The organism is Mycolicibacterium chengduense, from assembly GCF_033741155.1.
Taxonomy (GTDB): domain Bacteria; phylum Actinomycetota; class Actinomycetes; order Mycobacteriales; family Mycobacteriaceae; genus Mycobacterium.
On record NZ_JAWQNH010000009.1, the window covers coordinates 64672 to 81498 of the forward strand.

Consider the following 16827-nt stretch of genomic DNA (forward strand, 5'->3'; position numbering starts at 1 on the left):
GCGGCTGTCAGCGTCGCGCGGCAATATCATGCACCATGAGCGCCGCCGAGAATTGGGTGGTGACGGCGGGATCGGCGAGGTCGACGGCGCACAGGTGCTCGATGCGCCGCAGCCGCTGAGCGACGGTGTTGGGGTGGACCACCAGCGCCGCGGCTGTTGCGCCGCGATCCTGCCTGCACGCGAAATACGTTCGCAGCGTGGACATCAGCTCGGTCCGATGGTTCGCGTCGTAGTCGAGCAATGGGCCAAGCGTGCGCTCGGCGAAGGCGGTGAGCTTGACCGGATCGTCCAGCTGGAGCAACAGTCCGACAATGCCGAGATCGTCGAGCGTCACCACCGTGCCGGTGCGGTCGGCCCGCAGCGCGATATCCAACGCCCCCTTGGCGATTCGGTAGGCTTCACCGCCGCCGACGGATTGCGAGTCGGAAACGGCGACCGTCGCGGTGATCTCCGGTCCCACCCGGGCCATCACCCGATGCACCAGCACACCGGGCGGCGCATCGGCCTCGGCGGTGTCGGGCCACAGCACCACCAGCGCGCCGCCGTGCATGGCCACCAGCGGGCGCGGCGTGAATCCCGATGCCAGCTCGGTGACCACCGACAGCGCACGCTGCCACGCCCGCCGCAGCGCCGCCTCACCGGGCCCGGTGACGGTGGCCACGATCGCAACGTGGGCGGCGGTGAGGTCGTGCCCCAATCGCTGCGCCCGCTCCAGCAGTTGTGGCGACAACGACGCACCACCGGTCAGCACGTCGGCCAGCAGTTCGCCGCGCAGCCGCCGCTCCACCTCGGCCGCGGTCTGTTCGCGCAGCAGCTCGACCGACACCACGATGGACGCGTGCTCCACCGCCCGAACCTGCAGCGCGTCAAGGGAATCCACCGCACCCGGGAACCAGATGCGGGCTGCCACCTCGTGACCCAATCGCACCGTGGCCACCAGCCAGCCGGTCGCAGCACCCTCGGCGTTGCGCACCGGCACCACGGTCGCCGTGGGCTCGTCGTCCGGGATACCGGAACGGGTTGCGGCCGAGGGAAAGTCGGCATGGTCACCGGCGCGGGCCAATTCGACCTGGCGCGCGTCGTCGATCAGGACGGCCCGGCCGATCAGATCGCTGAGCGCCGCGGCGATACCGTCGATCCCGCCCGAGCGCAGGGTGACCGCCAGCAAGCGCTCGTGGATCTGTTCGGAGCGCGCCAACGCGTCGCGCTGTTCGCGCAGTGAACCGGTCATGGTGCGCAACTCGTCCAGGCGCCGCGCCGAGGTGACCGCGATGGCTGCATGGTTGGCCAACAGGATCAACCGCTCGATCTCGTAGCGGGTGAACGTGTGCACCGAGGCGTAATAACCGTTGAGGGTGCCCAACACCTCGGTGCCGGCCACCAGCGGCACGGCCACGATGGCGCGGTAGCCCTGGTCGCGGGCCACACCGGCCCACAGGGCGAACTCGGGTTCCACTCGAACATCCCGGATGGCCACCGGTTCACCACGGTGGAAGGCCTGGCTGGAGGGGGAACCGCTGTCCAGCCGGATGGCCCGGTCCGAATTGACCCGCCGGACATACACCTCCGACAGCCCACTCCAGCCCTGCACCAGCAGCCGGTCCCGGTCCGCGTTGGGAATCAGCACACCGCAGAAGTCGAAGCCCAACAGCGTCCTGGCGGTATCGGCCACCAGACACAGCACCTCGGGCAGGTCCGTCTCGGCGCCGGCCTTGGCACTGAGTGTGCGCAGCGCGGCCAGCCACGTCACCAGCTCGGCTCCCGGCCGGTCCTGGCCCGTCGACGTACTCACCGGGACAGTCTGCCCCACCGCGCTGTGTCTAGACATACATATTTCCACTTAAACTATGTCTCTACATACATTGAACGCTGCTCCCGCTGTGACGACACTCATAGCCATGACCTCCGCTACCGTCTCCGACAGCCACCGCACCGGACCGCTGCCCGGCGCGTCCCGCGATATCGTCAACCCGGCGACCGGCGAGGTGATCGCCACCGTTCCCGAACACGGCGCCGGCGACGTCGACGCCGCGGTGGCCAGGGCGCACGCCGCGTTCGCCGGCGGACCATGGCCGGCCATGGCGCGCAGCGACCGCGCCCGGCTGCTGCTGCGCATCGCCGACGCGATCGAGAACGCCGGCGAGCGGCTCTACACGCTGGAGGCGCGCAACAACGGACGGCCGATCACCGAAACCCGGGCGCAGCTGTCCCGGGTCCCGGAGTGGTTCCGGTACAACGCGGGGCTGTTGGCCGCGCAGCGCCAAGCCGTACTCCCCGGGGACGGCCCCTACCTCACCTATCAGCAACGGCTGCCGCTCGGTGTGTGCGGCATCATCACCCCGTTCAACCACCCGATGCTGATCCTGGCCCGCAGCCTGTCCGCCGCTCTGGCCAACGGCAACACCGTGGTGGTCAAACCATCCGAACTGACACCGTTGACCACCCTCGCACTCGCCGAGATCCTCACCGAAGCCGGGCTGCCCGACGGCGTGCTGAACGTGGTCACCGGGGCACGCGAGGCCGGCCAACGGCTCACCGGCCACCCCGACGTCGCCAAGATCACCCTCACCGGAGGCACCGAAGCCGGCCGGTCCGCCGCCGTGGCGACGGCGTCCCGGTTCGCCAGGATCACCGCCGAATTGGGCGGCAAGACACCGGTGCTGCTGTTCGACGACGTCGACCCGCGCATTGCAGCCGAGGGCGCGGCATTCGCGGCCTTCGTCGCCGCGGGACAGTCCTGCGTGGCCGGCTCACGCTTCCTGGTGCAGCGCGGTATCTACGACCAGTTCGTCGAGGCGCTCAGTGCCCGCGCCCACGCCATCCGCCTCGGCGACCCGGCCCTGCCCGACACCCAGATGGGACCGCTGATCAGCGCCCGCCAGCGCGACAAGGTGGCCGCCCTGATCCAGACCGGGCTCGACGAGGGCGCCAGCCTGCGCGCCGGCGGCCGAACCCCCACGCTGCCAAGCCCATTCGACAACGGCTTCTACCTGTCCCCCACCGTGCTCGCCGACGCGACCATGGACATGACGGTGGCCCGCGAGGAGATTTTCGGCCCGGTGGCGGTGGTCATCCCGTTCGACGACGAACACGAGGCCATCCAGATGGCCAACGACAATCCCTACGGTCTGGGCGCCGGAATCTGGACCACCGACGTCGGCCGCGCCCACCGCGTGGCCGCACAGATCAACGCGGGCATGGTGTGGGTCAACGACCACCACCGGCTGGAACCGTCCCTGCCGTGGGGCGGCATCAAGGAGTCCGGCTCCGGAAAAGACGCCGGCACAGAGTCATTCGACGACTTCTCCTGGGTCAAGACGATCGTCGTGCGCACCGCGGCCGAATCCGTCGACTGGTACGGCGACCAGCCGCAGCGTCGCCTGAACTGATCCCCCCACCCGTCACCGAAAGGCTCTCGCATGTCCCCCGGACGTTGGTATCACGACATCACCCGAACACAATGGCTCGTCCTGGCGGGCACCACCCTGGGCTGGGGACTGGACGGCTTCGCCGGCAGCCTCTACGTCCTGGTGCTGGGTCCGGCCATGACCGAGCTGTTGCCGCACAGCGGGATCGCCACCGACGGCGCCGCCATCGGCTTCTACGGCGGTATGACCGTGGCCCTGTTCCTCATCGGCTGGGCCACCGGAGGAATCCTGTTCGGCATGCTTGCCGACTACTTCGGTCGGACCCGGGTGCTGTCCATCGGCATCCTCACCTACGCCGTCTTCAGTGCGCTGGCCATCTTCGCCGACACTTGGTGGCAACTGGGAGTGCTGCGCTTCATCGCCGGCCTCGGCTCCGGTGTCGAGGCACCCGTCGGTGCGGCACTGATCGCCGAGACCTGGCGTAACCGGTTCCGGGCCCGCGCCGGCGGGGTGATGATGGCCGGCTACGCCGCCGGGTTCTTCATGGCCGCCGCGGCCTACGCGCTGCTGGGCGATCACGGGTGGCGCGCCATGATGCTGCTCGCCGGGATCCCGGCGTTGGTGGTCTGGTTCATCCGCCGCTACGTTCCCGAACCGCCCGAGATCGGCGCCCACCTGGAGGCCCGCAAGGAACGTAAAGCGCTCGGACGCAAGCCCGATCACGACCGGTTCGTGCTGCGCCGGCTGGTCAGCCCGCCGCTGCTGCACCCCATGCTGGTGTGCACCGCACTGGCCACCGGAGCCCTCATCGCGTTCTGGAGCGTGTCGACCTGGTACCCGCAGATCATCCGGCAGATGACCATCGCCGAGCAGTTGCCCAAAGACGTCGCCGACCACCGGGTGGCCGTCGCCGCAATGCTGTTCAACGCCGGCGGCATCATCGGATACGCCACCTGGGGATTCATCGCCGACGGTATCGGCCGCAAGAAGGCGTTCCTGATCAGCTTCGCGGTATCGGCCGCCGCCGTGGTGTGGACGTTCCCGTTCGACCGCAGTTTCGACGAGGTGCTCATCGCGATGCCACTGCTGGGCTTCGGCCTGTTCGGCGCGCTGTCGGGCACCTTCATCTACGGCCCGGAACTGTTCCCGCCCAGTGTGCGAGCCACCGCGCTGGCGGTGTGCAACAGTGTCGGCCGCTATGTCACCGCGCTGGGTCCGCTCACCGCCGGCGTCATCGCCTCCTCGTGGTTCGACGGTGATCTGGGCATCGCCACGGCCTCGGTATCGGCGGTCGGCTTGATCGCCGTCATCGGGCTCGCCTTCGCCACGGAGACCAAGGGTGAGCCCCTGCCGCTGGACGAGACCCCGGACCACACCTCGGACCACACGGTCCCCCTGAGCGAGAAGAGCCCATCATGACCGGACAGTCCGCATACTCCACCGCGTCGGCCATCGTCGTCGGCGGATCCATCGGCGGCCTCACCACCGCACTGCTGTTGCGCGACCTCGGTTTTCAGGTCGACGTCTTCGAACGCACCGCCACACCGCTGGACGGCCGCGGTAGTGGCATCGTGTTGCAACCCGACACCGTGCGGTGGTTCACCGAGCGCAGTTCCCAGGATCTGGCCGACCTGCGCACCGCCACCGCCTACGTGCAGTACCTGGATCCCAGCGGGGCCGTCGTGCACCGTGAACCGGCGCTGTGGACCTACACCTCGTGGGGCACGTTCTACCGCGCCCTGCTTGCCGATTTCGGCACCGAGCACTACCACTATGGCGAATTCGCCAGCGGATTCGACCAGGACGCCGATTCCGTCACGGTCCGGTTCGTCAGCGGCCGGACCGCCTCCGCCGACCTGGTGGTGTTCGCCGACGGCATCACCTCCCCCGCCCGGGAATACTTCGACCCGGAGGCGACACTCGCCTACTCCGGCTACGTCGGCTGGCGCGGCACCGTCGCGCTGGGCAGCCTGGATCCGGCGACACAGGACGTGCTCCGGGACTCCATCACCTACGCGGTGATCCCGCATTCACACATCACCATGTACCCCATCCCCGGCGAGCAGAGCCTGGACGAAGCGGACCGGCTGATGAACTACGTGTGGTACCGCAATGTGCCGGCCGGCCCGCAGCTCAGCGAATTACTCACCGACAAAAGGGGATTCACCGGGTCGGTCTCCGTGCACCCGGGACAGGTGCAGGACCGCTTCGTCGACGAGCTGCGCACGGCGGCCAGAGCGCAGCTGGCCCCCGCGGTGGCCGACGTCGTGGTCGCCACCGAACACCCGTACCTGCAGGTGCTTTCCGATGTGCGGTCCTCGCGGATGGCGCTCGGGCGGGCCGCACTGATCGGTGACGCCGCATGCGCGTCCCGGCCGCACGCCGCGGCCGGGACGGCCAAGGCTGCCGCCGACGCCTGGGCGCTGGCCGATGCGCTGTCGACCGCGTCCGGGGATATCGTCTCGGCCTTGGCCAAGTGGGAACCCGCGCAACTGCAACTGAGCGACTCACTGCTGCGCCGGGTCGTCGACATGGGTGAACGCTCCCAGTTCCGCAACACCTGGATCCCCGGTGATACCGACCTACGGTTCGGCCTCTACGGCCCCGGAATCTGAAAAACCCTGTCTACGAGAGGATTCGACATGACCGACAACAACTACCTGACCGACCTTCCGCTGGCCGGCGAACTGGTGGCCACCGATTTCGAGAGCTGGCCCGAATGGCTCAAGACCGAGTTCGCCGAGCACGCATTCGACGGCAACGTCGGCTCCCGGTTGCTGAGCCACGATGCCCGGGTGCGGGTTTGGGAGATCCGGCTGGCACCCGGCGAGCGCTGGCATGCGCACCGGCACGTGCTGGACTACTTCTGGACCGCCGTCAACGCCGGCCGCAGCCGCCAGCACACCCACGACGGAACCGTCCGCGAGGTCTCCTACCAGGCCGGTGAGACCCGGCACTTCCACTTCGGGCCAGGGGAATTCCTGCTGCACGATATCGAGAACATCGGTGATACCGAGTTGGTGTTCACCACGGTCGAACACCTCGACAGCGCCAACACCGCCCTGGACATCGCCCGATGACCGCCACAACCCCCGCCGACGGTGTCATCGACGTCCACGCGCACTGGCTGCCCCGGGCGTTGTTCGGGTTGCCGCCGAGCGCGCCCTACGGGCCGATGAACGACCGGGACGGCCAGCTGTACCTCGGTGACCTGCCGTTGTCGATCGTCACCGACGCGATGAGCGACGAGGTCGCGATCATCGAGGACATGACCCGCGCCGGGGTGGGCGTGCGGGTTCTCTCGGCACCGCCGTTCGCGTTTCCGCTCGGTGCCGACGCGGCCGGGACCGACTACGCGCACGCGTTCAATGCCGCGCTGGCCGAGGTGGTGACCCGCGCCGACGGAAAGCTGTTGGGGCTGGGCATCGTCAGCCTGAGCACCCCGCAGTCGGTCACCGATCAGCTCACCACGATCGCCGGCACCGACGGTCTGGTCGGGGTCGCGATTCCCCCGGTGGTCGACGGCGGCTCCCTGCATCGGGGCGTGTTGCGGCACATCGTCACCGAAGCCGCGCGCCTCGGCCTGGCCGTCCTGGTGCACCCCATGCAGATCGGTCGCCCCGAATGGGCCGACTACTACCTGGCCAACCTCATCGGGAACCCGGTCGAGACCGCCACCGCGGTGGCCAACCTGGTGCTCAGCGGTCTCAAGGACGAGCTTCCCGCGCTGCGCATCTGCTTCCTGCACGGCGGCGGCTGCGCGCCCGGGTTGTTGGGCCGCTGGGATCACGGGTGGCGCGCCCGCGCCGACGCGCACGGCGGCTGCACCCGGCTGCCGTCGCATGTGGTCACCGACTTGTACTTCGACACCGTCACCCATGACGCACCACAGCTGGAGCTGCTGGGCAAGATCGCCGGCACCGACAAGGTCGTGTGCGGCAGCGACTACCCGTTCGACATGGCCGAGGCTGATCCGGTGCGGTTCGCGGTGAAGCACGGGCCCGACGAGCAGGCCTTGACCCGGGCCGCGCGGGCGTTTCTGGGGTTGGACCGATGACGGCGCTGTTCACCCCGCTGACCTTGCGGGATGTCACGTTTGCCCACCGGGCATGGATGTCGCCGATGATGCAGTTCTCCGCGGTCGTCGACGGCCCCGAGGCCGGCACCCCCAGCGATTGGCATCTGCAGCACTTCGGTGCCCGCGTGGTGGGCGGCGTGGCACTGGCCATGGTGGAGGCCACCGCCGTGCATCCGGTGGGCCGCAGCAGCGCCTATGACCTGGGATTGTGGAACGACGCGCAGATCCCCGGTTTCGCCCGGTTGGCGAGTTTCATCGCCGATCATGGCGCCGTACCGGGTATCCAGATCGTGCACGCCGGCCGCAAGGCATCCACCGGCCGGCCCTGGCCGGACCCCGCCCGGGCCCCGGAGTCCTGGACGACAGTCGCGCCGAGCCCGATTCCGTTCGGCCGCAACATGGTTCCCGCCGAACTGGACCGCTCCGACATCGAGCGCATCGTGGCCGGGTTCGCCGATGCGGCCCGGCGCGCGGCCGCCGCCGGGTTCCGCGTGCTGGAAATCCACGGTGCCCACGGGTATCTCATCCACCAGTTCCTGTCGCCGGTGTCCAATACACGCACCGACGACTACGGTGGATCGCCGGCCAACCGGATGCGGTTCGCACTACAGGTGGCCACCGCGGTTCGGGAGGCGTGGCCCGCCCAGCTGCCGCTGTTCTTCCGGGTGTCGGCCACCGACTGGCTGGCCGGCGACACCGACGACCCGCGTCCCGGCTGGACCGTCGCCGACACCGTGGCGCTGGCCGCCGAACTGAAGACGGCGGGGGTGGATCTGATCGACGTGTCCACCGGTGGTGCGGTGCCCGATGCCAGGATCCCGGTGGCGCCCGGCTACCAGGTCCCGTTCGCCAAGCGGGTCCGGGCCGAGGCGGATGTCCCCACCACCTCCGTCGGCCTGATCACCGACGCCGAGCAGGCCGAAGCGATCATCTCCGGCGGTGATGCCGACGCGGTGTTCTTGGGACGCAGCCTGCTGCGCAACCCCAACTGGGTGCGCGATGCCGCACGACACGCCGGAGTCGCCCTACCGTTCCCGCCGCAGTACACCCGGGCGTTCACGTGACCCCGCCGAACGGCGGGCCGGATGGCCTGGCGGTGCTGCAAGCCAACCTCGCCCAGGTGCTGTGCTGGGGGGTGCCGGCCGCGGCGCTCGACGACACGTCGGCCCCGGCCCCGCGCTCGCCACGCCGGGGCGGCCGGGTCAGTTTGCTCCGTTCCCCGATTTCCGCTCGGCGAGCTTGTACTTGACGAGCGCGACCACGGCCTTGGGGTTACGGGCCAATGCCACCGCGGCCTGGCCGCCGAGCTTGACTTTCTGTCCGAACGTCAGCTGCTGCTCTGGTTCTGGCACTGGACTCTCCCCTACGGTCGGTTGCGCTGGAACAATAGCGTGCGTTTCGACAGCGGCAACCGCCGGCGCGGTTGCTGGGCTAGACTCGCTAGGGATCATTCGCTACGCCATATTGAGGACGACGACCCGTGCAGATGTCGAGAAGCCGCTTCGCCGCGGCCGCGCTGGCCGCCTTCACCCCGTTGGCCGCCGTCTCCGTGATCACCGCTGCGCCCAGCGCCGCGGCCTGCGGCGAGGGCCAAACCGAGTTCAACGGCAATTGCGCGCCGGTGACCTGCAAGAAGGGTCAGGTGCGCGACGCGGACACCGGCGCCTGCCGCAGTGGACTGGTGGAGGCGTTGCGTAAGGCCGAGGCGCCCGCCATCGCCCACGTCACGCCCGAGCAGTGGAGCAACGCCGGGCAGACCCTGGACCAGGTACGTCGCCTGCCGGGCACGCTCAACAACGTGAACAGCATCGTCAACTCGGCGATCGACATTCCCACCAGCATCTCCGGCGGTGTGGCCGATACGGCCAACGCGCTGTACTTCGCGGGCCTGTTGTTGAACGGCGGCGGCGGTGTCACGCCCCCGGGGATCGGTGGCCTGTCGGCGGTGGCGAATGCGGCCCAGGCGCTGCCGTCTCCCGGCATGCCGAAGGTCGGGCTGCCCAAGATCGGGATGCCCAAGCTGTTCCAGAACTGCCTGCCGGTCAAGTTCGCGTTCTTCCGTCCCTGCATCTGACGGTTCACCGCGTAGCGTCGAAGGCAGGTCCGCCGTGGCCAGTGGAGGTGGGCCATGATCGATCTGGACTTCGCGAGCAGCGATGTCGGCGAGACCGAGGACTTTCTCGTCCGCGCCTACACCAAGATGACGATCGCGAGCAGCAGCCCGGACGCCCACACCGCGATCTCGCGCCGGTGGCTGGGATCGCTCAGTTATGACGAGCTGTCGTTCACCTACGACATGAGCTACGACGCCGATCCGCTCGGCCGGATCATCCTGTGCCGCGTCCGCGACGGCCACATCAACGAGAACTTCATCGGCGAGCCCGCCGACGTGTTCGCCCCTGGCGACCTCACGCTCTATTCACCACCTGAGTTGCCGTACTCGGGCCAGGTGTGCCGGGCCACCTACGACCTGACCGGGTTCGATCCCGATCTGTTCAACCGGGTCGCGGCCGCCGACGGGTCGGCGCGCTCGGAACCGGTCCGGCTCACCGGGCACCGGCCCGTCTCGGTGCAGGCCGCGCACCGGCTCAGTTCGTTCATCGACTACCTCCGTGATTTCGTGCTGTCCGACGAACACGCCCGCACGTCGGCGCTGGTGGTCGGTACCGCCTCGACCCACCTGGCCGCGGCGACGTTGGCCGCGTTCCCCAACAACGCGGTCACCGACCCCACGGCAGTCGACCGCCGGGACGCCGGCAGTCCGGTCCTGTTGCGCCGGGCGATCTCGTATATCGACGACCACGCGCACGTGGACCTTTCGGTGCACGATATCGCCCGTCAGGTCTACGTCTCGCCGCGCACGTTGCAGCTGGTGTTCCGCCGGCACCTGAATTGCACGCCGATGAGTTATCTGCGCACGGTGCGCCTGCACCGCGCCCACGAGGACCTGGTCCGCGCCGACCCGATGTCCGACAGCGTGGCGAGCATCGCCGCACGTTGGGGATTTCCGCACGCCAGCCGCTTCGCCGGGTACTACCGGGCGGCCTATGGCCGATCGCCGCAGCAGACACTGCGCGGCTAGCTCGATCCGCACCCCGACCGGCCTGGCGCGGGGATGCGCGAAAACGCATGATTTGGCCCGTTCAGCGAATCCCGGCAGGTGCCGGGCGGCCCGTGACCCTATGGTCGGACACACTCAAGACAAGCGCGTATCGAGCACCTGGAGGTATGGATGAGCGATCGGCCGACGCAGTCGACACCGGGCTCGGTGTCGAGTTCTACGTCGAGCGCCGGCTGCACCGTCACCCACCGCCGAGTGGGCACGACACACGTCGTGGCGGTCGCCGGCACGGTGGACACCTTGACCGTCTCCCACGTGCAGGAGGCGATCACCGTTGCGACCGGGGAATCGCCCGCGGCGCTCATCGTCGACCTCAGCCAGGTGGACTTCCTCGCGTCGGTCGGTATGGGGCTACTGATCCAGACCAACGAAACCCTTTCTCCCGAGCAACGATTCGCGGTGGTGGCCGACGGCCCCGCCACCAGCCGGCCCCTGAAGCTGATCGGCGTCGCCGACATCGTGAAGGTGTTCGCCGCGCTGGACCGTGCGCTGGCCGCCGTAGCGGCCTAGTTTCCTTTTGCTTCTGCGGGTAGTTGCGCAGAAGGTAATGGGGTGAGTCACCTCGATGTCGTGGTCACCGGGCTGCTGGCAGCGGTCGCCATCCTCGGGGCGTTGGCCTGCCGGCTGTCGGTGCCCTATCCGATCATGCTGGTGCTCGGCGGCGCCGCCTTCGGGTTCATTCCGGGCCTGCCCGATATCCGGCTCGATCCCGAACTGGTGCTGGCCCTGTTCCTGCCGCCGCTGCTCTACAAGTCGTCGATCTACGCCAATTTCGGCGATTTCCGCAGCAATGTCCGTGGCTTGACCCTGAACTCGGTGGTGCTGGTCCTGGTCACCATGACCGCGGTGGCCTGCGCGGCGCATCTGGTCATCCCCGGGATGAGCTGGCAGGTCGCCTTCGTGCTGGGCGCGATCGTGTCACCCACCGACCCGGTGGCCGCCACCGCGATCATGCACCGGCTCGACGTGCCCCGCCGACTGGTCAGCGATATCGAAGGGGAAGGGCTGTTCAACGACGCCACCGCGCTGGTCGCCTACCGCGTGGCGGTGGCGGCCACGGTCGCGGGCAGCTTCGCCTTCGCCGATGCGGGGCTGAACTTCGCGCTGGGCGTCATCGGCGGGGTTGCCGTCGGGCTGGCGGTGGGCTGGATGTCGGCCTGGATCCGGGAACGGATCACCGACACCCAGATCAGTGTGACCATCTCGCTGCTCACCGGGTACGCGGCGTTCCTGCCGGCGCAGGCGCTAGGCGCGTCCGGGGTGCTGGCCACCGTCACCGCAGGTATCTTCATGGCCATCCGCAGCCCCGAGGTGCTCGACGCAGGTCCGCGGCTGCAGGGCTACTTCGTCTGGGACATCGTCGACTTCCTGGTCAACGCAACCCTTTTCGCCCTGACCGGGTTGCAACTGCATGCCATCATCGCCGGGCTGGACAACTATGCGCTACCGGCGCTGGCGCTGTATGCGCTTGCCGCGGCCGGGACCGTCATCCTGGTACGGCTGCTGTGGTTCTGCGCCGCCCCGGCTGTCACCGGCCTGCTGGCGCGCCGGCCCCGGCCGCGGGCCGGACCGCGTTCTGCGCCATGGCAATTGATCACCGCCTGGAGCGGTATGCGGGGTGCCGTGTCGCTCGCCGTCGCGCTGGCGATCCCGCTGTCCACCGACTCCGCCCCCTTCCCGCTGCGCGACCTCATCCTGTTCCTGACCTTCGCCGTCATCTTCTTCACCCTCGTGGTGCAGGGTCTCACCCTGCCGACCCTCATCCGCCGGCTGAATCCGGTCGACGACGAAGCCGACACCGATGAGGAAGTGCGGGCCAGACTGGTGGCGTCCAAGGCGGCGATCGCGCAGATCGACCTGCTGGCCGATGAGGACTGGGCGCGCGAAGACACCGTGCAACGGATGCGCGGACTGTACGAATACCGGATGCGCCGTTTCGCCGCCCGGTTGGGCAAGATCGAGGACGACGGCTACGAGGACCGATCGGGCTCCTACCAGCAGATGGTCCGGCTGGTACTGCAGGCGCAACGCCAGGCTCTGCTCACCATGCGCGGGGAGGGCCGACTGTCCAACGAGGTGCTCAACCGCGTGCTGCGCGATCTGGATCTGGAGGAGTCCCGGCTGGAGGGGTGACTAACCACTGATGCGACGACGGCGGGCCTGCGTGACCGCCAGCCAGATCGCCGAAATCAGGAAGTAAAACGCACCGAAGGCCGCATATGGTGCGATGGCGTCCACGTGCGGCGCGACGGGTGCGCCCGCTTTGATCACGAAGCTGACCCCGGCGGCCGTCGACTGGATGCCGCTGATGATCATCGGCCACTGCGCCCCGTGGGTCTTCCACCGGCGCACGGCGGTGGCCAATTGCAGCAGACCGGACAGCGAAGCCCACACACCGAATACGCGCAGCACGTCGTTCATGCTCGACGTCAATGCGACTGCGACGGCAATGGTGGTCACCGAGCTCACCAGCATGTTGAACGTCTGTGTCGGATTACTCCGCAGGCCCCCATTGCGCCGGGCGTCCACCGCGTTGGCAACCGCGTCCCATGCCGGGTAGATCAGCAGAAGCGCCGCAACCACGGCCATCGCGCTGTCGGCCAGGCCGACGGCAGCGCCCACCCAGACGATCGAAAATGCCGCTCGGACAAAGTAATAACGCTTCAGCCAACTGTCGTCGCCAGCGGCCTGCCGCGTTTCACCAACGGTTTCGGTCATCATCTCTCCTCCATCTCAGGAAGCACGAACGACGTGAGCGAGGAACAGCCTCGCTCCGCTCGTGCCGCACCCGCCCACGGCGGGTCACCCGAAGCCGCTGAATGCGCTCCGGTAGGTTTGTCTACCTATCGGTAGATCGGTTCAGTTGGACCGGTTCGTCGTCGATGGTGGTGTGCACAGGCGCTCGAGGACCGGCTGGGTGACCGCGGCGAACGCGTGGGGGTCGCCGTAGGCACGCGCCGAGAGCATGGCGCCGTGAACGGCGGCCATCAACGCTTCGGCTTCGGTGTGGGCGTCATGCATCAAGGCGAACGTGCCGTGACGGGCGCCGCGTTCCAGCACGGACGTCAGCCAGGCAGAGAGATGACGGAAGTAGGAGCGCAGCTCGAGCACGATCTCGTCGGGAAGAACGGGGATCTGCGTTGCCAGCAATGCACAAAGGCAGTAACTACTTTCGGGCTCTCCGATGCACGACTCCCAGAAGCCGAGATAACCGCGGAGTTGGTCGCGCGGGTCCGGATGATTGCGCTCGATATGGGCGATTCCCGCCTCGGCCTCCGCGCGGTACTGCTTCACGAGGGTTCGGACGAGGTCGACCTTTGTCGGGAAGTGATGATGGATGCTGGCCTTACGGATGCCGACGACTGCGGCGATATCGGCGTAACTGAAACCGTTGTAGCCACCGGCGATGATGGCGGAACGCGCGCACCGGAGAATCGCCTCGGCGGTGGGCACGGTGCTCGACATGCACTCAACCTACCTTCTGGTAGGTAGATCAAGCAAGTGGTGGTGCAGAGCCCCGCCGGAGGTCGCACCGGAGGACGCGAGGGGGACAACCCTCTCGCGGACGAAAAAGGGTGGTACCGGGAGCAGCCCGGTACCACCCTTGTCGCGCTCGATTACGAGTTGCCGGTCAGCTTGTCCTTGACGGCCTCGACACCGTCCTTGACCTTGTCCGCCACGTCGGCAATGTGGTCCTTGACCGCGGCGACGGCCTGGTCGAGTTGGCCCTCGGCTTCCAGGTCGGAGTCACCGGTGGCCGAGCCGACCGTTTCCTTGGCCTGACCCTTGAGGTCCTGGACCTTGTTCTTGGCATCGTCTGCGATTCCCATCGCGATCTTCCTTTCATCCACGGCAGCCATCCGATGATGTTCTGCTCGTTGTTATTTCGACCGACGCATTCCCCTCGGTCGCGCCGGACACCTGGGGCCTCAGGTCAGGACCCGACGCGCCTTGTCGGCGGGTACGGGTTTGACCAGAAGCTGGAACTGGACGTCGTTGCCTGCGGCACGCCGGATGTCGGCGCCACACCGGCGGGCCAGCCGGCGGACGAGCTCGGCGGGGGTTGCGTTGGTCACCCCGACCGTGATGCGCACGACCGGCTTCCGGTGCACGGTGACGGTGGTCGCTTTCGCCGACTGCACATCGGGATGCCGGCTCAGGTCCTCGGCTGCCGCATCCGCGAGCCGGGTCAGGTCGACCGCGCCGAGACCGGCCGGAATGGTCCGCACCGCAGACGACCGCAGGTGCGCAAGCAGCAACCATGCCCCGACGACGATGAGTGCCACCCCGGCAGCCGCCTCAGCGACCTGCCACCATGAGGCATTCGGCAGATCCGCGATGGCCGCCTTGTCGATCCGACCTGCCGCTTCCCGCGCTGGGCGGTAATGCACGGCGTAGCCGATGATCCACGCTGCCCCACCCATCAGGAGCACTCCGACCAGCCCGGTCAGTAAACGGTCGAAGAACCGCAGTGTCGGCGTCATGGCGTTGCTCCCTCTGCTCGTTCTGCTCCTGCTGCACCTCGGTAGGACTCGACCATCGATCGGTGCACCCACACCGCATCGCCCACCGGGACGTGGGTGCGCCGGCGCGGCTTGATCGCCACCACGATCAGCACCAGACCGGTCAGCGCGGCGAGGGCGGCTGCCGGCCACCACCACCATTGCCAGTGCTGGTCGGCGACCCATGTGCACACCGCCGCGACCCAGTCCGGGCCACCGGCGACCACGTCGTGAACGGCGATCACTCCGAGCGCGATGAGCGCCATGGTGATCGCCACCGCGCTCACCGTGGACGCCGCCATCGCCCTTGGCGCCAGCCGACGAGCGTTGGGCGGCAACTCTTTTTGCTCCTCGTCCAGCTCACCGGCGTACATGTCGGCCACCTGGGCTGGACTGCGGACGGCGTCGACGCGGGCAATCCGAACCTCGACGTGTTCCGGCGGCGAGCCCAAGGACGTGGTGAGCTCACGCTCCACCGCAGAACGCACCGAGCCGATCAGCGCCGCGCCTTCTATCGGCCAGGCGGCCGCGATATCGACCTGGATCCGGCGGGCATCCTGGGACCCGCCGACGGTGACGGCGGGCAGGGTGCGCCCCGGGACCAGCGTCCGGTGCGTCGTCACACCCGGCACCGCCAGCACGGTGCGTTCCACGAGTCGGCGACACACCGTGTCCGCGACGATGGTCCGTCCCCGCTGGGTCGGTACGTCGGGGCGCGCCACCACGTCGGTGGTCATCTCAGCGCCCCTCGCGGCGAGCGAGCGCGGTCAGGTCGATGGTGCCGTCCAGGTGCGCTCCGACGGCCGCTCCGACGGCGCCCAAGACCAATGCCAACAGGAACCCGCCAAGACTGCCGGTGATCGCAGCGAGCGCCAGTAAGAGACCTGCGAAAAGTCCTGTGACAACATAGTTTCCGCTCATGGCTACCTCTCCTGATTGTGCGATTCGGGGACAGCGACATCACCGACGACGACATCGACAGGGATTCCGGCCGCCTCGGTGGCCGCCGCTCGGACGTGTTCGGCCGTGGCGAGCAACGGGTCGCCCAGCCGCACAACAACATGCACCGCGCCGCTCTGCGGGCCGAGCCGTAGCCCGTTCACCGTCCGGCCGGGCAGGTGGGTGCTGGGGACGCCGGGCCCCGAGTGCAGGCCGACGACGCCTTGGACCGCCGTCACCGCGGCGACGACACGGTCGACCCGTGCGGCGTTGCGGTCGCTCACTGGACCCGCGGACGGGTATCGGCGGTCGCGTCGCCGCGGTCGTCGTCGTCATCGAAGTGCACATCGTGCACGGTGATGTTGACTTCGGTCACCTCCAGCCCGGTCATGGTCTCGACGGCGGAGATCACATTGCTGCGGATCCCCTCGGCAAGGTCATGGATGGCCACGCCGTAGTCGGCGACGATCCCGATGTCGATCGCGGCCTGCCGCTCCCCCACCTCGACGTTGACCCCCTGGGTCAGGTCGCGTGCGCCGGGCAGGGTTTCGCGCAGCTTGCCGACCACCCGCGCGGCCTGGCCACCGAGGTCGTAGACACCGTCGACCTCGCGGGTCGCGATACCGGCGATCTTGGAGACCACGATGTCGGCGATGGTGGTGGTCCCGTGTTCGGTCACGAGCTTCTCCAGCTCGGTGCCCGGGGCCACTGCCGAGCCGGCTTCGTGGGTCTGCGTTGCTGCGGTCATCGGTAACTCCTTCGTTCCTTGGCTGATCCGGACCGTGCGTCCGGCACAATCGTTTTGTCGAGCCGGGGTGG

At 68.4% G+C, this 16827-nt stretch carries 20 protein-coding genes; 10 read left to right on the plus strand and 10 right to left on the minus strand.

Annotated features, from left to right (window positions below; translation table 11 throughout):
• Positions 1 to 7 precede the first annotated feature (7 nt).
• Positions 8 to 1792 carry a helix-turn-helix domain-containing protein gene (locus tag SBI67_RS27220; RefSeq protein WP_318983560.1) on the minus strand — a complete coding sequence of 595 codons (1785 nt, stop codon included), beginning with the start codon at positions 1790 to 1792 and terminating at the stop codon, positions 8 to 10.
• A 106-nt stretch (positions 1793 to 1898) separates the two neighbouring features.
• Here SBI67_RS27220 and SBI67_RS27225 point away from each other — a divergent pair, with 106 nt between their 5' ends.
• Genes SBI67_RS27225 through SBI67_RS27250 form a run of 6 tightly spaced genes read left to right on the plus strand, consistent with a single transcriptional unit; the run spans position 1899 to position 8510 of the window.
• Positions 1899 to 3389 carry an aldehyde dehydrogenase gene (locus tag SBI67_RS27225; RefSeq protein WP_318983561.1) on the plus strand — a complete coding sequence of 497 codons (1491 nt, stop codon included), beginning with the start codon at positions 1899 to 1901 and terminating at the stop codon, positions 3387 to 3389.
• A gap of 30 nt (positions 3390 to 3419) precedes the next feature.
• A complete protein-coding gene (locus tag SBI67_RS27230; RefSeq protein ID WP_318983562.1) occupies positions 3420 to 4787 on the plus strand; it encodes an MFS transporter in 1368 nt (455 codons plus the stop codon).
• Positions 4784 to 5983, plus strand: coding sequence for an FAD binding domain-containing protein (locus tag SBI67_RS27235; protein WP_318983563.1), 1200 nt, complete (start codon positions 4784 to 4786; stop codon positions 5981 to 5983). Before SBI67_RS27230 ends, SBI67_RS27235 begins: the two co-directional genes overlap by 4 nt.
• Before the next feature lie 27 nt (positions 5984 to 6010).
• Positions 6011 to 6448, plus strand: coding sequence for a cupin domain-containing protein (locus SBI67_RS27240; RefSeq protein ID WP_318983564.1), 438 nt, complete (start codon positions 6011 to 6013; stop codon positions 6446 to 6448).
• Positions 6445 to 7425, plus strand: coding sequence for an amidohydrolase family protein (locus SBI67_RS27245; protein WP_318983565.1), 981 nt, complete (start codon positions 6445 to 6447; stop codon positions 7423 to 7425). The genes SBI67_RS27240 and SBI67_RS27245 overlap by 4 nt, the downstream gene beginning before the upstream one ends.
• The gene (locus tag SBI67_RS27250; protein WP_318983566.1) at positions 7422 to 8510 is read left to right on the plus strand and encodes an NADH:flavin oxidoreductase/NADH oxidase; all 1089 of its coding nucleotides are present in this window, start codon (positions 7422 to 7424) and stop codon (positions 8508 to 8510) included. Before SBI67_RS27245 ends, SBI67_RS27250 begins: the two co-directional genes overlap by 4 nt.
• Before the next feature lie 138 nt (positions 8511 to 8648).
• On the opposite strand, the gene SBI67_RS27255 is transcribed toward SBI67_RS27250, so the two are convergent.
• Positions 8649 to 8798: a hypothetical protein gene (locus tag SBI67_RS27255; protein ID WP_318983567.1), complete on the minus strand. Its 150-nt coding sequence runs from the start codon at positions 8796 to 8798 to the stop codon at positions 8649 to 8651.
• A gap of 128 nt (positions 8799 to 8926) precedes the next feature.
• On the opposite strand from SBI67_RS27255, the gene SBI67_RS27260 reads away from it, so the two are divergent.
• From SBI67_RS27260 to SBI67_RS27275, 4 genes are all read left to right on the plus strand, one after another.
• Complete coding sequence (locus SBI67_RS27260; protein ID WP_318983568.1) at positions 8927 to 9520, plus strand: hypothetical protein; 594 nt, start codon at positions 8927 to 8929, stop codon at positions 9518 to 9520.
• A gap of 54 nt (positions 9521 to 9574) precedes the next feature.
• Positions 9575 to 10528 carry a helix-turn-helix transcriptional regulator gene (locus SBI67_RS27265; protein ID WP_318983569.1) on the plus strand — a complete coding sequence of 318 codons (954 nt, stop codon included), beginning with the start codon at positions 9575 to 9577 and terminating at the stop codon, positions 10526 to 10528.
• A gap of 150 nt (positions 10529 to 10678) precedes the next feature.
• Positions 10679 to 11077 carry an STAS domain-containing protein gene (locus SBI67_RS27270; protein WP_318983570.1) on the plus strand — a complete coding sequence of 133 codons (399 nt, stop codon included), beginning with the start codon at positions 10679 to 10681 and terminating at the stop codon, positions 11075 to 11077.
• Positions 11078 to 11119: 42 nt separating this feature from the next.
• The gene (locus SBI67_RS27275) at positions 11120 to 12700 is read left to right on the plus strand and encodes a Na+/H+ antiporter (protein WP_318983571.1); all 1581 of its coding nucleotides are present in this window, start codon (positions 11120 to 11122) and stop codon (positions 12698 to 12700) included.
• Here the strand turns inward: SBI67_RS27275 and SBI67_RS27280 are convergent, their stop codons facing one another.
• The 8 genes from SBI67_RS27280 to SBI67_RS27315 all read right to left on the minus strand — a co-directional run bounded on the left by SBI67_RS27280 (position 12701) and on the right by SBI67_RS27315 (position 16756).
• Positions 12701 to 13288, minus strand: coding sequence for a DUF308 domain-containing protein (locus SBI67_RS27280; RefSeq protein WP_318983572.1), 588 nt, complete (start codon positions 13286 to 13288; stop codon positions 12701 to 12703).
• A gap of 138 nt (positions 13289 to 13426) precedes the next feature.
• The gene (locus SBI67_RS27285) at positions 13427 to 14032 is read right to left on the minus strand and encodes a TetR/AcrR family transcriptional regulator (RefSeq protein ID WP_318983573.1); all 606 of its coding nucleotides are present in this window, start codon (positions 14030 to 14032) and stop codon (positions 13427 to 13429) included.
• A gap of 152 nt (positions 14033 to 14184) precedes the next feature.
• Positions 14185 to 14397, minus strand: coding sequence for a CsbD family protein (locus SBI67_RS27290; protein ID WP_318983574.1), 213 nt, complete (start codon positions 14395 to 14397; stop codon positions 14185 to 14187).
• A gap of 99 nt (positions 14398 to 14496) precedes the next feature.
• Complete coding sequence (locus tag SBI67_RS27295; protein ID WP_318983575.1) at positions 14497 to 15051, minus strand: Asp23/Gls24 family envelope stress response protein; 555 nt, start codon at positions 15049 to 15051, stop codon at positions 14497 to 14499.
• The gene (locus SBI67_RS27300; RefSeq protein WP_318983576.1) at positions 15048 to 15806 is read right to left on the minus strand and encodes a hypothetical protein; all 759 of its coding nucleotides are present in this window, start codon (positions 15804 to 15806) and stop codon (positions 15048 to 15050) included. Before SBI67_RS27300 ends, SBI67_RS27295 begins: the two co-directional genes overlap by 4 nt.
• A 1-nt stretch (position 15807) precedes the next feature.
• Complete coding sequence (locus tag SBI67_RS27305; protein WP_318983577.1) at positions 15808 to 15990, minus strand: DUF2273 domain-containing protein; 183 nt, start codon at positions 15988 to 15990, stop codon at positions 15808 to 15810.
• A 2-nt stretch (positions 15991 to 15992) separates the two neighbouring features.
• A complete protein-coding gene (locus SBI67_RS27310; protein WP_318983578.1) occupies positions 15993 to 16292 on the minus strand; it encodes a hypothetical protein in 300 nt (99 codons plus the stop codon).
• Entirely contained in the window at positions 16289 to 16756 is a 468-nt protein-coding gene (locus tag SBI67_RS27315) for an Asp23/Gls24 family envelope stress response protein (protein WP_318983579.1), read from the minus strand. The genes SBI67_RS27310 and SBI67_RS27315 overlap by 4 nt, the downstream gene beginning before the upstream one ends.
• Between the last annotated feature and the right edge of the window lie 71 nt (positions 16757 to 16827).

Excerpts from the sequence above, each read along its gene's own strand:
- SBI67_RS27280 (WP_318983572.1), bottom strand. The coding sequence starts at position 13,288 with ATGATGACCGAAACCGTTGGTGAAACGCGGCAGGCCGCTGGCGACGAC.
- SBI67_RS27300 (WP_318983576.1), bottom strand. The coding sequence starts at position 15,806 with ATGACCACCGACGTGGTGGCGCGCCCCGACGTACCGACCCAGCGGGGA.
- SBI67_RS27295 (WP_318983575.1), bottom strand. The coding sequence starts at position 15,051 with ATGACGCCGACACTGCGGTTCTTCGACCGTTTACTGACCGGGCTGGTC.
- SBI67_RS27240 (WP_318983564.1), top strand. The coding sequence starts at position 6,011 with ATGACCGACAACAACTACCTGACCGACCTTCCGCTGGCCGGCGAACTG.
- SBI67_RS27315 (WP_318983579.1), bottom strand. The coding sequence starts at position 16,756 with ATGACCGCAGCAACGCAGACCCACGAAGCCGGCTCGGCAGTGGCCCCG.
- SBI67_RS27230 (WP_318983562.1), top strand. The coding sequence starts at position 3,420 with ATGTCCCCCGGACGTTGGTATCACGACATCACCCGAACACAATGGCTC.
- SBI67_RS27250 (WP_318983566.1), top strand. The coding sequence starts at position 7,422 with ATGACGGCGCTGTTCACCCCGCTGACCTTGCGGGATGTCACGTTTGCC.
- SBI67_RS27305 (WP_318983577.1), bottom strand. The coding sequence starts at position 15,990 with ATGAGCGGAAACTATGTTGTCACAGGACTTTTCGCAGGTCTCTTACTG.
- SBI67_RS27235 (WP_318983563.1), top strand. The coding sequence starts at position 4,784 with ATGACCGGACAGTCCGCATACTCCACCGCGTCGGCCATCGTCGTCGGC.
- SBI67_RS27225 (WP_318983561.1), top strand. The coding sequence starts at position 1,899 with ATGACCTCCGCTACCGTCTCCGACAGCCACCGCACCGGACCGCTGCCC.
- SBI67_RS27290 (WP_318983574.1), bottom strand. The coding sequence starts at position 14,397 with ATGGGAATCGCAGACGATGCCAAGAACAAGGTCCAGGACCTCAAGGGT.
- SBI67_RS27245 (WP_318983565.1), top strand. The coding sequence starts at position 6,445 with ATGACCGCCACAACCCCCGCCGACGGTGTCATCGACGTCCACGCGCAC.
- SBI67_RS27285 (WP_318983573.1), bottom strand. The coding sequence starts at position 14,032 with ATGTCGAGCACCGTGCCCACCGCCGAGGCGATTCTCCGGTGCGCGCGT.
- SBI67_RS27265 (WP_318983569.1), top strand. The coding sequence starts at position 9,575 with ATGATCGATCTGGACTTCGCGAGCAGCGATGTCGGCGAGACCGAGGAC.
- SBI67_RS27270 (WP_318983570.1), top strand. The coding sequence starts at position 10,679 with ATGAGCGATCGGCCGACGCAGTCGACACCGGGCTCGGTGTCGAGTTCT.